We start from the raw sequence: 13,042 nt of genomic DNA, 5'->3' as shown, positions 1-13,042 counted from the left end.
TTCAGGCCGGTTGCGCAGCAATCACCAACACTTCGATGCGGTAGTGCGGCTTGGCCATGGGCGCCTGCACGCAAACCCGCACCGGTGCCTGCACACCTTCGAGCCAGGCATCCCAGAGCAGGTTCATGGCCGGGTAGTCGGCCATGTCCTTGAGCCAGATCTGCGCGCTGAGCAGGTGGCCCTTGTCGGTGCCGGCCCTGGCCAGCAGGGCGTCGATCTGTTGCAGCACATCCTGCGTCTGGGCGCGGATGTCCCCTTCGGTCAATTGCGAAACCTGGCCTGCCAGGTAGACGGTCCGGTTGTGGATCACGGCCTGGCTGAAGCGCGCGGTGGTGCCGATTCGCTGGAGGGATGAGGTCATGTCGAGGTCCATTGGTTCGTCCATTGGTTCAAGGGTGGAAAGGTCAGTTGTTGTCGCTCAGGCCGGCCCCGGCGCCCAGCAGGCGCGAGGCTTCGGAGGCCGGCACGTAGGTGCGGGCGGCCAGGTGATCGAGCTCGTGCTGGGGGCTGTCGCCCAGGTCCGGAATGCTGCCCGCCAGAGGCTTGCCGAGGGTGCCGGCAGGATCGGTGCAAGCGCAGCGCACCTGGGCGGCTGTGGCGGCGCCGAGGTTCTGCGCACGTACCAGCCAGGCTTCGCCCGAGGGGGAAAACTTCAGGCAGCAGCCGTTCCAGGACAGCTCCAGCCACAGGCCGAGCTGGCGTGCGGTGGCGCTGGCAAAGGGCAGCAGCAGTTGCGGGTGCGCCACCTGCCTGAGCTCGATGCGGCCGTTGCTGCGCAGCAGGTAGGCGTGGTCGCTCAGGGTCGCCCCGGCAATCAGCGGGCACAGGGCATGCCCGGGCACCTGCCAGGGCTCGGCGCTGACATCCGGGGCCAGTTGCTGGTAGGCACAGCCGTCATTCTGTCGCAGTTGCGTGGCCAGCAATCCGGGCCCGTCGAGGCCGTGGGCCGAGAGCCAGCGCGCGGCCTTGCCGGCTTCCTCCGCCAGGCCCCAGGACAGCCCGGCACCGCGGGCGGCTTTCTTGCACAGGCTTTCGATTTCATTCAACGAGGCATGCACGGCGCTGCTCCTGGCTGTCGAGGTTGGGGTAGGACCAGTCGTCCGCGGCCATCTGCCCCAGCTCATGGGGGAAGGGCGCGTTCTGGTAGAGGGTGATGCGTACCCAACGATCCGAGCGCGGGTCGAAGTGGGTGGCGCCGAAGAACGACAGCTTGCAGCGCAGCAGGTCGATGGGCAGCAGCGCCTGGTCGATCAGGTTGTCCTGGATATCGGCGTAGGGGAACGCTGGCGCCAGTTGCACCCGGCGCAGGCTGTGGCGATGTTCCGGGTGCCGCAGCAGGAAGCTGGCGACGCTTTGCGCGTCGCTCCAGCCGGGCAGGGCGGATTGCAACTGGGCGATGTCCCGGGCCACTGCCAGGGGCTGCTCCAGGTCTTGCCCGGGCTCGGCAAAGCGCTGGCCGATCCGCGGTTCGAGTTTTTCCTCGGAGACGTACCAGAACAGCGCGCGGCTGGCTTGGCTGGAAAAGTCGATGGCCGCGACCCAGGAATAATGCTCGTCGAGTATCTGCCGCAGGCGGCCGATGCTCATGCTGCCGTCGACGCTGAAGCTGGCCTGCTCATCGGCCTGCATGCCGGCGCCCAGCTCATCCACCAGGTGGCCGTAGGGCTCCAGCAGCAGCGACACCAGGCATTCCTGGGCTTCCAGCGACAGCGCGCCTTCGGCCCAGCGATAGAGTTCGTCCCAGGGGGAATCCTGCTCCAGGATGCCGCTGGCGAGATGGTGCTCCAGGCGCTGCAGGTCACCTTGCAGTTGCAGGATGCGGCCGTGTTGCAGTTCATGCTCGGAGTGCCAGTGGCCGATGCCGGCCTGGGCCCGGGTGAGGAATTCGACGAACCGCTGGCGCTCCGCAGCCGATGGCTGGCGCACGGCGCGTACCCGTTGCAGGGCGGTTTCCCGGGCCTGTACCCAGTTGTTCAAGAGCACTGGATGGTTCAGCAGGAACGGCGCCATGCCCAGCCCCGTGGAGTTGCCGATGCCCAGGCGCCGGCGCAGTTGCGGCTCCAGGGGCACCGCCTGCCGGGGCGCCCGGGCCTGGGCCAGATGCTCCACCAGGTCCAGGGTGAAGGCGCGGATCAGGAACACGGTGAGCATTTCCGCCTGGAAGGGTGCCGCCAGCTCCGGCCGCTGGGCGATGCTTTCACGGTCGGCCGCGCCGAACTTGCCGCTGCCGTAGACCGCGGTGGTGCGCATCAGGTAGCCGACTTCATCGATGAACTCGCGCTGCGGCTGGCGGCCGGCAGCCAGGGCCTCGATCACATGGTCGAACAGCCGCACCGAACGGTTGGCCCGGGCCATGCACAGCTCGCGGGAGGAAATGCGCCCGGCTTCCTGCTTCGGCACATTGGCCTCCAGGCGGTCCAGGTCGGCGGCATCGGGGATGCCGTCGAACAGGGCGAAGGTGGCATCCCAGGCGGTGGCGATGACCCGGTCCGAGCGCAGTGCCGGGTCCAGGTCATGGGCGAAGGCCACCAGGCTGTAGCTGCGCTGCGGGCCGGTGGCGGTGTACACCGCACGGCCCACGCCCTGGCTGTCGAGGGTCCACAGCGGGCGTTGGAACTGCCAGTTTTCAGCCTTGAGGCGGCGCAGCAACTGGCGCATGAACGACAGCCGGGATTGGTGGAAGGCCCCCAGGCGCGCCGCCTTCATGACGCTGGCGGGTGGTCGCAGGTTCATTCAGAGCACTCCCTGTTCACGGGCCATTTGCCGGGCAATGCGGATCGCGTCCCAGACCGCCGGGAGGATCAGCAGCGACACCGGCACCGCAGTGATCACGATGAACGACTGCAAGGCACTGATGCCGCCCTCACCGAGGGTGATCAGGGTCGCCCCCACCAGGCCCATGCCGGCGCCCCAGAACACCCGCAGCCAGGCCGGGGATTCGGCGTGGTTGCTGCTGATGGCCATGGCCACGGTATAGGACATGGAGCCGGCGCTGGTGACCACCGAGAAGAAACTGAGGAACAGGAACAGCGCCGAAATCAGGTTGGGCAGCGGCATCGACTGGGCCACCCCGAGCAGCAGCGCCTCAGGTTGCACGCCGTGGCTGATCACGCGGCCCGGCGACTGCAGTTCGATACCGATCCCGGTGCCGCCCACCAGGGTGAACCAGAGCATGGTGATCAGCGGGGCGGCCACCGACATCAGGGTGATCACCTCACGGATGCTGCGCCCGCGAGAGACCTTGGCCACGTAGATACCCATCATCGGCGCGTAGCCGATGAACCAGCCCCAGTAGAACAGGGTCCAGCTGTTGAGCCAGGCGTTGTCATCGCGGTACAGGGCGGTCTGGAAGAAGCTGGTGACGTGCACCGCCAGGCTCTGGGCCAGGGTTTCGCTGAGGAACAGGGTGGGGCCGAAGATGAACAGGAACGCCGCCAGGCCCAGCATCAGCCACACGTGGACCTTGCTCACCAGCCGCAGGCCGCCCAGGCCCACCACACAGGACAGGGTGTAGATCACCGTCACCGAGAGAATCACCATGGCCTGGACCATGATGGTGTTCGGCACGCCCCACACCGAGTGCAGGACGAAGGCGATCTGCAGGCCGAGAAAACCCACCGGGCCGATGGTGCCGGCCACCACCGCGATGATCGCCGAGGCATCGGCGAACACGGCGATCGGGCCCTTCAGGGCTCGCTCGCCCAGCAGCGGATAGAGCAGGGTGCGCGGCATCAGCGGCAGGTTCTTTTCGTGGTGCAGGTACATGTAGACCACGGTCAGCAGGCTGCCGAGCACCGCCCAGGCCATGAAGCCCCAGTGCAGGAACGACTGGGATAGCGCGGCCACGCCGGCGGCGTCGCTCTTGGCCACGGCGCCGAAGTACGGCGGTGGGGCGATGAAATGCATCATGGGTTCGGCAGCGGCCCAGAAGGCGCCGCCCCCGGCCAGCAGGGCGCACATGATCATCGATACCCAGTTGAAGGTGCTGATGCTGGGCTTGTGCCCGACGCCGCCCAGGCGCACCCGGCCCAGGCGGGTGAAGCCGATGTACAGGCTGGCGCCGAAGGTCGCCAGCATCAGCACCTGCCAGTACAGGCCGAAGTAGTGGGTGCTCCAGGTGAAGGCGTGGCCGATCAGGCTGGAAAGGGTGTTCAGGTCTATCAGGGCAATGACCAGGAACAGCAGGAAGAAACCTCCGCTGATCCAGAAAATCGACCAGTCGAGGGTTCCAGCGGCGCGGCTGTGCAGCGAGCGGGTGTCGATCCCCGCTTTGATTTCGCCTGGAATTTCCATGGTGCCTCCGTGTTGCGTTGTCGATCGCTAATAATTGTTATGGGCGCATTTGTTGTTGTTAGTGCTTGGCGATGACCCTGTTCAGGCCGGACGTCAGGACAATCGGGAAACAGTCGGGGACCTCAAACCGCGATCTCGTGAGGGTGGACGGCGGCACCTGCCTGGGCCTTGGCCGGAACAAAATTGTTCTCGAAGAAGCGCAGCCAGTTGCCGCCCATGATCGCGGCGACCTCCTGGGCGCTGAAACCCACGCCGTGCAGGCTCGCCTCGATGTTGGGGAAGTCGCGGTTGTCGCGGAACCAGGCCGGCTGCTCGGGGAAGCCCGGTTGCGCCTTGGAGCCTTCGCCGTAGTCGACATCCAGGGTCCAGCGGCCGACGCGCATCCAGTCCACCACGCTGTTGGGCTGGTCCTGGCACAGGTCGGAACCCAGGCCCAGGTGCTCGACGCCCATCAGCTCGGCGGTGCGCGCGATCATTTCGCAGAAGCTCTGCACGCTGCAGGCGCTCTTGTCCTTGAGGTGGTGCGGGTACAACGAGAAACCGAACATGCCACCGCTCTGGCCCAGGGCCTTGAGCACGGTGTCGGACTTGTTGCGCAGCGCCGCGTGCCAGAACGCCGGGTTGGCGTGGGTGATGGCGATCGGGCGCTCGGAGTGCTCGATGGCTTGCAGGGTCGAGCGTTCGGCGGAGTGGGACATGTCCACCACCAGGCCGACCCGGTTCATCTCCCGTACCACCTGCTTGCCCATGCGGGTCAGCCCCGGGTCTTCCTGTTCATAGCAACCGGTGGCCAGCAGCGACTGGTTGTTGTAGGTCAGCTGCATGAAGCGTGCGCCGAGGCTGTGCACCACTTCCACCAGGCCGATGTCGTCCTCGATGGGCGAGGGGTTCTGGAAGCCGAAGAAGATCGCCGTGCGCCCGGTCTGCCGTGCCAGGGCGATGTCGCTGGCCCACTTGCCGTGCAGGATCAGGTGCGAGTAGCGCTGGAACCTGCGGTTCCAGGCTTCGATATTGGCCACCATTTCGCGGAAGGTCTCATGGTAGGCGATGGTCACGTGGACCGCATCGACGCCGCCTTCGCGCATCTGCTGGAAGATCTTTTCCGACCAGTTGTCGTACTGCATGGCATCGATGCGCGGGCCGCGGCTGGCGAAGGTCTGGGGCAGGTTCATAGTGGCGCCCCTGCGGCGATGTAGCCGGTCTTCACGTGGGTGTAGAACTCCACCGCCGAGCGCCCCTGCTCGCGCGGGCCGTAGCTGGACTCGCCACGGCCGCCGAAAGGCACGTGGTAGTCGGTGCCGGCGGTGGGCAGGTTGACCATCACGCAGCCGACCCGGGCATTGCGGCGAAAGTGGCTGGCGCGGGCCAGGGAGCGGGTCATGATGCCGGCGGTAAGGCCGAAGCGGGTGTCGTTGACCAGGCTCAGGGCCTCTTCGTAGCTGCCGGCCTTGATCACGCAGGCGATGGGTGCGAACAGCTCTTCGCGGTTGATGCGCATGGCATTGCTGCCGCCAATGAACAGCGCCGGTGCCTGGTAGTAACCGGGGCTTTCCAGCTCCAGGCGCTGGCCGCCGGTGAGCAGTTCGGCGCCTTCCTGCTGGCCCAGTTGCAGGTTCGCCAGGTTGGCCTCCAGCTGTGCGGCGCTGGCTACTGGGCCGATCTGGGTGCCGGCTTCCAGGGCGTGGCCGACCTTGAGCGCCTGGGTTGCCGCCAGCAGTTTTTCCACGAAGGCATCGTGGATGCCTGCATGCACGATCAACCGCGAGGAGGCGGTGCACTTCTGCCCGGTGCCGCCAAAGGCGCCATTCACCGCGCAGCTCACCGCCAGGTCGAGGTCGGCGTCGTCCATCACTGCCAGGGCGTTTTTCGAGCCCATTTCCAGTTGCACCTTGGTCAGGTTGGCGGCGGCCGAGGCGGCGATGCCCTTGCCCACGTCCACCGAGCCGGTGAAGGAAATGGCGCTGATGCCCGGGTGCTCGATCAGCGCCTGGCCGATCTCGGAACCGGCGCCCATCACCAGGTTGAACAGGCCCGCGGGCAAGTCCTGGCGGGCGATGATCTCGCTGAGAATCACTGCGCTGGCCGGGGTCAGGTTGGCCGGTTTCCACACCACGGCGTTGCCGAAGGCCAGGGCCGGGGCGATCTTCCAGCAGGCGGTGGCCATGGGGAAATTCCATGGCGAAATGATCGCCACCACGCCGATGGGTTCACGGCGGATATCGATCTCGATGCCGTCGCGCACCGAGTCGGCGGTCTGGCCCAACTGGCGCAGGGTTTCCGCAGCGTAGTAGGTGAAGAACTGCCCGGCGCGGTACACCTCGCCAGCACCTTCGGCCATGGGCTTGCCTTCTTCCCGGGACAGGGTCCTGCCGATTTCCGCAGAACGCTGCATCAGCTCCTGACCGATGGCCATCAGCACCTTGTAGCGTTGCTCGAGGCCGCTGCGGGCCCAGATTCGCTGGGCCTCGCTGGCGGCGGCAATGGCACTGTCCAACTGCGCCCGGGAGGCCTGGGCGTAGAGGCCGATCAGGTCGCGGGTGTCGGACGGGTTGCGGTTCTCGATCTCGCTGGCGCCCTTGAGCCATTGGCCGGCGATGTAGTTGTGATGGTTGTCGCTCATGAAATCCTCCAGGGCGGCACGCCAGGCGGGGCGTTGCCTTTGTGCGGTTCTGGGAGGATTATGAGTCGGCCTTGTATTAAGTAAATCTAATAAATTTTAAGGTTGTTTAAGTAAAATTTAAGCTATGCCTTTGCCAGCAGGACGCGCCGCCATGAGCATCAAGATCTCCAATTTGCAGTTTTTCGTCGCGGTGGCCACCAGCCAGAGCCTGACCCAGGCTGCCCAGCGCCTGCACCGTACACCGGCAGCGGTGTCGCTCTCGCTCAAGCAACTGGAAGAGGAACTGGGCGGCGCCTTGTTCGAAGGCGAGCGCAAGAACCAGCTCAGCCCCCTGGGGCGTTTCGTGCTGCTGGAAGCCCAGCGCGAACTGGCGCATTTCGACCGCACCATCAGCACCATCAAGACCTACGCCAAGGCCGAGACCGGCCTGGTGCGGGTGGCGGCGGTGCCGTCCTTCGCCATCACCCTGCTGCCGCCGCTGCTCAAGCAATTCCATGAACAGCACCCGCAGTTCCACCTGGATATCCGCGATATGGATTCCGAGCGAGTGGTGCAAGCGGTGCTCAGCGGCGACGTGGACATCGGCATCGGCACCGTACCGGCGAGCATCCCCAACATCGACCAGGACTTCCTGTTCTCCGACGCCTTCTGCGTGGTCTGCGCCAGCGACAACCCCCTCAACCGCCTGGCGCGCCCGCTGCGCTGGAGCGACCTGGACGGGCAGAACTTCATCAACAGTGGCTTGGGCGCCGAGATCAACGCCGCCGAGTTCCGGCACATCCGCGACCACTCGACCCTCAGCGTCAGAAACACCACCTCCTTGCTGGCACTGGTGGCCCAGGGCATGGGCGTGACCTTGCTACCGGAACTGCTCAGCCGTTCGGCGGCGGGGGATCAGCTGAATTTCCTGCGCCTGGAAGACCAGCGCATCGTGCGCTCGGTGAGCGTGATCACCGCCCCGCGAGAGACGTTGAACCATGCGTCCTATACCTTCTTGAAGGCGCTCAAGGGCAGTCGGTTTGCTTGAGCGGGCCGCCCCTACGGCACCGGGCTTGACTCAAGGCACCTGGGATAACTCCCGGGTGCCTGCCCCATCGAGCGATGCCTACGCCACCACCACCCGCCGTGGTCGCAGCCAGCCGATCACCACCGCGGCAATCAGCAGGAACCCCAGGTAGCCGAAGAACGGATAGACCTGCCCCACCAGGCTGATAAAGCCCACCAGACTGCCGACAAACGCCAGGGCGCCGGCGGCTATCGAACCGAGGCGGAACTGTCGGGTGCCCGCCGGCAACAGCCGCGCGGAGAAGGAGTACAGGGTGCCCACGGCGGTGTTGAGGATCATGCAGAAGATGATCAGCGCCATCAGCAGCCCCAGGGCCGGTGAGACTTCGCTGGCGATCGACAGCATGGGCATCGGCAGGTCCGCCACGCTGTCCAGGCGCGACAGCAGGCCCAGGCTCATCACCAGCATCAGCACGCCCAGCAGCGCGCCGCCGAGGATGCCGCCCCACATCGCCTGTTTTTCACCCTTGGCCGCGCCGCCCATTATCGCCAGGATCGGCACCCCGGCCACGATGTTGTAGGAGACGTAGAGCAAGGCGCCCAGCAGCCAGTGGCTGGCACCGGCTTCTTGTTTGGCCGCCAGTTGATTGAGTTCGCCGAAGCTCAGGTCGCGGGTCGCGGCGCCATACAGGGCCACGCCCACCGCGGTGATGATCAGGAAGGGCGTCACCGCGCCGATCATGCCGATGACCTTGTGCACGTCCAGGCACACGATGGCGACCACGATCAGGGTCACCAGCACGCTGCCGGCAATGGCGGGAATGCCAAATTGCTGTTCCAGCAGGGCACCGCCGCCGGCCAGCATCACCACGGTCACGGCGAACATGAAGAAGGTGATCATCAGGTCCACCAGGGCACCCAGGTGTTTGCCGCACAGGGCATGCACCACGTCCTTGTGCGACGCCGCTCGCAGGCGGCTGCCCATGCTGGCCAGGGCCATGCCGAGGAAGGTGAACAGCGCCGCGCTGACCACCGCACCCGCCAGGCCCCAGGCGCCGAAGTCGACGAACATCAACAGCAGTTCACGACCGGAGGCGAACCCCGCGCCGACAATCACACCGACGAAGGCGCCGGCGATCTTCAGACTTTCTTTCATGACGATTAGCCTCGATTTTTTGTTGTTATGTGGGGTGGACCACCCCGGCATTCATGGCCTTGGTGGTCCTGGGCATCGCACTTGAGGGCTGGGGCGGGTGACTCAGTTTTCGCCGACCCAGGCCTGGACTTCGATCTCGACATCGACCCCCAGCGCCAGTTGGGCGCTGACGGTGGAACGCACCGGGAAACCGTTCTTGAAGTGGCGCTGGTAGACCTCGTTGAAGCCGGCGAAGTGCTGCATGTCGGTGAGCCAGACAGTGCTCTTCACCACCTGGTCGAAGCTGGCACCGCATTCGGCCAGGGTCTCGCCGATGCGCGCCAGGGCGGCTTCGGTCTGCACGCGGATGTCGCCGTGCACCACTTCGCCTTCGGCGCTCATGGGCACCTGGCCGGAGAGGAACAGAAAGCCGCCGACCCGGATCGCCCGGGAGAAGGGGTAGGGCAGGTGGCTGGGATAACGCTGGATGTCATTGGACATGGCAAGGGCCTCGTGGGCTGGGTGGGTTAACGCAAGCGAGCGGGGGCCAGGGCCTGGGCATCGACGCCCTGGCTTAGCAGTTCTTCGGGGACCGGTTGCCCCAGCAGCAGGGCGCAGGCCAGTTGCGAGACGCCGGCCGCCGACTGGATGCCGTAGCCGCCCTGGGCGGCGAGCCAGAAAAAGCCTTCGCAGCTGTCGTCCCAGCCCACCACCAGATCGCCGTCGGCGACGAAGGAGCGCAGGCCGGCCCAGCTGTGGCGCGGGCGGCGGATGCTCAGGGAGGTGACGTTCTCGATGTGGTAGATGCCGGTGGCGATGTCCAGCTCTTCGGGCATCACGTCCTGGGCCGGCACCGGGTCGGCATTGGCCGGGGAGCCGAGCAACTGGCCGGCGTCGGGCTTGAAGTAGAAGCTTTCGTCGATGCCGATCACCGCCGGCCAGCGGCTGAAGTCTTCATCCGGTGGGCCATCGAAGGTGAAGGCGCTGCGCCGGCAGGGTTGCAGGCCGATGGGGGCCACGCCGCACAGCTGGGCCACGTCATCGACCCAGGCGCCGGCAGCGTTCACCAGATTGCGCGCCTGCAGTACGCGGCCATCACTGAGTTTGAGGTTCCAGTGGCGGTCTTCGCGGCTGGCCTCGACTATGTGCAGGTCGCACTCCAGCAGCCCACCGGCCTGGCGCATGGCCCTCAGGAAGCCCTGGTGCAGGGCGTGCACGTCCAGGTCCTGGGCGGCGGTTTCTAGCATCGCCCCGGCGACGGCCTCGGGGCGCAGGCAGGGCACCAGGGCCCGGGCCTGTTCGGCCGTGATCAGGCGCACATTGGCGGAGCGGGCGCGGGTTTCATCGTAGGTTTGCTGCAATTGGTCCAGCTGTTCCTCGCTGGCCACGTACAGACAGCCACGGGGTTCCATCAACGGGTGTTCGCAGAAACCTTGCGGCGGCCGCTGGTAGAAAGCCCGGCTGGCGCGGGTCAGGGCCTGGATCTGCGGGGTGCCGTAGGCCTCCATGAACATCGCCGCCGAGCGCCCGGTGGAGTGGTAGCCCGGCTGCGATTCACGTTCCAGCACCAGCACGCTGGCCTGCCCGGCCAGGCGATAGGCCAGGGAAGCACCGGCAATACCGGCGCCGATGATGACGAAGTCGAAGCATTGGTTCGCGTGCATGCCGGGGTTCCTGAATCGCTGGGAAATGACAGGGATCAAAATTCTCACATACGAGAAATGTAAGATATGAGAATTTTCCAGTCAACCCGGGGTCATGGGTTAATATTTCGCCACGTGCCCCGGCCAGCGTCGCGGTTGCCCTTATTTGCCAGACAGAGAGCCTCAATGAGTTCCGACCGAGCCCAGCCCGCCTCGAGCTCCCACGCCCATCCACTGATCGACCGGACCCAGGTCGGCGCACGCCTGCGGACCATTCGCAAAAACCAGAAGCTGACCCTCAAACAGCTTTCGGAACGCTCCGGCGTGGCGCTGTCGACCCTGTCGAAAATGGAGCTGGCCCAGGTCTCGGTCAGCTACGAAAAACTCGCCGCCGCGGCCCGCGCCCTGGGCGTCGACATTGCCCAACTGTTTAGCCCGGCGCCGAACCTGATCCAGACCCGCAGCGCCCAGGTGCAACCGACCGTGGTCAGCACCACCATCGCCGACGCCCCCGGCTACAGCACCGGCAACTACGACTACCACCCCATGGCCGGGGACTTTCCCGGGCGCAGCATGACCCCCATGTACGCGCGGATTTTCGCCCGCGAGCTGCAGCAGTTCGAGGATTACATCCGCCACCCCGGGCAGGAATTTGCCCTGGTGCTGTCGGGGCGTGTGCGAATTCAGTTCGAGACCGGAGAAGCTGTAAGCATTGGCCCGCAGGAGACTGCCTACTTCAACAGCAGCATTGGCCATATCTACCTGGCGGAAGGGGATGAGGATGCGGAGGTGATGGTGGTGATGTCGGAGCGTTGAGGCCCCTCACCATCGAGCAAGGCATCCACAATTCCCGGTACAAGTGGTTAGGTTCAACCTGGACGTTTCGCACAATAGAAACAGACTCTGCGCCCTCCTGAGCCATAAGCGGTTGGAGTTGAAGGTAATTAGAACTGTTGTGCAACGCTCGAATTGTATTTGGCGCAGTTCAAATCCTGATCCTCGCCAGCATATCTTCGCCGTCTGCATCCATACCAACCTCGACAAACCCGAAACTGGAGTAAAACCCTTTGGCTACGATGTTGTTGGGGTTGTAGCAAATTTCAATTTCTTCCAAATCCGCGATCTGTTTTATTTCATGTAGGGCGAGGCCCAGCGCTACTCTACCGATGGATTTCTGCTGATGTTCTTTGTCCACCATAAAGCGCCAGATAGAAACTTTGCCTTTTGACTCTTGCACCCACATAAAGAAGCCTACAGGCTCTCCATCCGCGATGATGGCGCGTGTGAAGTAACCTGGGTTGTACGCAGCCTCAACGAGCGACCAGGTATTACTTGCCACGTAGTCTTCCTGCTCTTCAGTGACCTCCAGTTCACAAATTGCTTCATAGTTTTTTTGCGTTACTTGGGTAAGTGAGATTTTCATAAGTCTCCTGAACTGGGGTGTTGATAAGGCTCAATTAACTTTCACGGGCATTCAGTTCCTCCTGCGCCTTCGCCAGCAGCGCGACGAACAGTTCGGCGCTGTCCTGCGGCAGGCTTCGCACTCTAGCTGTTGCAGTTCGCGGCAGTGCTGGGGCGGCGGGGGATTCCGGCTAGCTCTCCCCAAGTAAGGTTTGCACTCCTCTGCGGCGTTCGTGCGGTTTACGTCGTCACCAGACTGCGTCCGTCGGTCGTTGCCGCCGTACACCGGGATCTTCGGTTTGTGCCCTTACTCTTTCGTATGGTCCAGCCATTCTTGGTAGGTGATACGGCTAATGTGTTCTGTCCGATAGTCTTGGAGGAACTGGTTGTATTTGTTTTCTTCCGTGTGATGAAAGCGAAAGCCGCACTTGGATTGAGCAGCATAGGACTGGATGTTGTTGGCGAAGTAACCACACCAAAGTGCTTTGAGATTCAGGTTTTCAAAGGCGTGTCGCATCACTTCACGCACGGCTTCCGGAGTCAGGCCTTTGCCCCAGTACGGCACACCGATCCAGTAGGCGATTTCCCCTTCCTGCTCACTGATTTCAAAATTGCTGTTGCTGCCTATGAGAATGCCCACACAACCAACAGCACGGCGATTTTCCTTCAGTTCGACCGCGTACACCTCGGGGTGATTGAAGACCGTACGGATGATGTCGGCACTGTTCTCCACGCTGGTGTGTGGGGGCCAGCCAGCGATAGGGCCGACTCGGGCGTCTTTGGCATATTCGTATAGATCGGCGGCGTCTGTGGCCTGCCAGGGGCGAAGCAAGAGTCGTTCTGTTTCAAGTGTCATGTCCTTTACCCGAATGGATTGGTTCGTTCGGGACAGAGTATTGGGAGACAGATCATCGGTACACGCCAGTACCTCGGCTTTTTCGGTAC

13 protein-coding genes are annotated in these 13,042 nt (G+C 64.2%); 2 read left to right on the top strand and 11 right to left on the bottom strand.

Annotation, left to right across the window (positions count from 1 at the left end; translation table 11 throughout):
* Position 1: 1 nt before the first annotated feature.
* The 6 genes from ACUXVH_RS09430 to ACUXVH_RS09405 form a co-directional block, all read right to left on the bottom strand.
* Complete coding sequence (locus ACUXVH_RS09430; RefSeq protein WP_176707075.1) at positions 2-361, bottom strand: RidA family protein; 360 nt, start codon at positions 359-361, stop codon at positions 2-4.
* A 43-nt stretch (positions 362-404) separates the two neighbouring features.
* A complete protein-coding gene (locus ACUXVH_RS09425) occupies positions 405-1,058 on the bottom strand; it encodes a DUF3726 domain-containing protein (RefSeq protein ID WP_065364649.1) in 654 nt (217 codons plus the stop codon).
* Complete coding sequence (locus ACUXVH_RS09420) at positions 1,039-2,733, bottom strand: hypothetical protein (protein ID WP_065364648.1); 1,695 nt, start codon at positions 2,731-2,733, stop codon at positions 1,039-1,041. The genes ACUXVH_RS09425 and ACUXVH_RS09420 overlap by 20 nt, the downstream gene beginning before the upstream one ends.
* Positions 2,734-4,293, bottom strand: coding sequence for a BCCT family transporter (locus ACUXVH_RS09415; protein WP_019092820.1), 1,560 nt, complete (start codon positions 4,291-4,293; stop codon positions 2,734-2,736).
* Positions 4,294-4,415: 122 nt separating this feature from the next.
* Positions 4,416-5,465 (bottom strand): membrane dipeptidase, encoded by a 1,050-nt coding sequence (locus ACUXVH_RS09410; RefSeq protein WP_065364647.1) that lies wholly within the window; start codon positions 5,463-5,465, stop codon positions 4,416-4,418.
* The gene (locus ACUXVH_RS09405) at positions 5,462-6,913 is read right to left on the bottom strand and encodes an aldehyde dehydrogenase family protein (RefSeq protein ID WP_065364646.1); all 1,452 of its coding nucleotides are present in this window, start codon (positions 6,911-6,913) and stop codon (positions 5,462-5,464) included. Before ACUXVH_RS09405 ends, ACUXVH_RS09410 begins: the two co-directional genes overlap by 4 nt.
* Before the next feature lie 151 nt (positions 6,914-7,064).
* Between ACUXVH_RS09405 and ACUXVH_RS09400 the strand changes: the two genes are divergently transcribed.
* Positions 7,065-7,940, top strand: a complete 876-nt coding sequence (locus ACUXVH_RS09400; protein ID WP_011059166.1) for a LysR family transcriptional regulator — start codon at positions 7,065-7,067, stop codon at positions 7,938-7,940.
* 78 nt (positions 7,941-8,018) lie between these two features.
* Here ACUXVH_RS09400 and ACUXVH_RS09395 read toward each other — a convergent pair whose 3' ends face one another.
* The 3 genes from ACUXVH_RS09395 to ACUXVH_RS09385 form a co-directional block, all read right to left on the bottom strand.
* Positions 8,019-9,074: a YkvI family membrane protein gene (locus ACUXVH_RS09395; protein WP_065364645.1), complete on the bottom strand. Its 1,056-nt coding sequence runs from the start codon at positions 9,072-9,074 to the stop codon at positions 8,019-8,021.
* Positions 9,075-9,176: 102 nt separating this feature from the next.
* Entirely contained in the window at positions 9,177-9,554 is a 378-nt protein-coding gene (locus ACUXVH_RS09390) for a RidA family protein (RefSeq protein WP_015634090.1), read from the bottom strand.
* 26 nt (positions 9,555-9,580) lie between these two features.
* Entirely contained in the window at positions 9,581-10,717 is a 1,137-nt protein-coding gene (locus ACUXVH_RS09385) for an NAD(P)/FAD-dependent oxidoreductase (protein WP_065364644.1), read from the bottom strand.
* 165 nt (positions 10,718-10,882) lie between these two features.
* Between ACUXVH_RS09385 and ACUXVH_RS09380 the strand changes: the two genes are divergently transcribed.
* The gene (locus ACUXVH_RS09380) at positions 10,883-11,512 is read left to right on the top strand and encodes a helix-turn-helix domain-containing protein (RefSeq protein ID WP_065364643.1); all 630 of its coding nucleotides are present in this window, start codon (positions 10,883-10,885) and stop codon (positions 11,510-11,512) included.
* A gap of 169 nt (positions 11,513-11,681) precedes the next feature.
* Here ACUXVH_RS09380 and ACUXVH_RS09375 read toward each other — a convergent pair whose 3' ends face one another.
* Both ACUXVH_RS09375 and ACUXVH_RS09370 read right to left on the bottom strand, forming a co-directional pair.
* Positions 11,682-12,119: a GNAT family N-acetyltransferase gene (locus ACUXVH_RS09375; RefSeq protein ID WP_065364642.1), complete on the bottom strand. Its 438-nt coding sequence runs from the start codon at positions 12,117-12,119 to the stop codon at positions 11,682-11,684.
* A gap of 285 nt (positions 12,120-12,404) precedes the next feature.
* A complete protein-coding gene (locus ACUXVH_RS09370) occupies positions 12,405-12,953 on the bottom strand; it encodes a GNAT family N-acetyltransferase (protein ID WP_015634094.1) in 549 nt (182 codons plus the stop codon).
* Positions 12,954-13,042: the final 89 nt, after the last annotated feature.

It is taken from the genome of Pseudomonas sp. 8(2025), from assembly GCF_052665325.1.
This window is presented reverse-complemented; position numbering and strand designations above follow the sequence as displayed.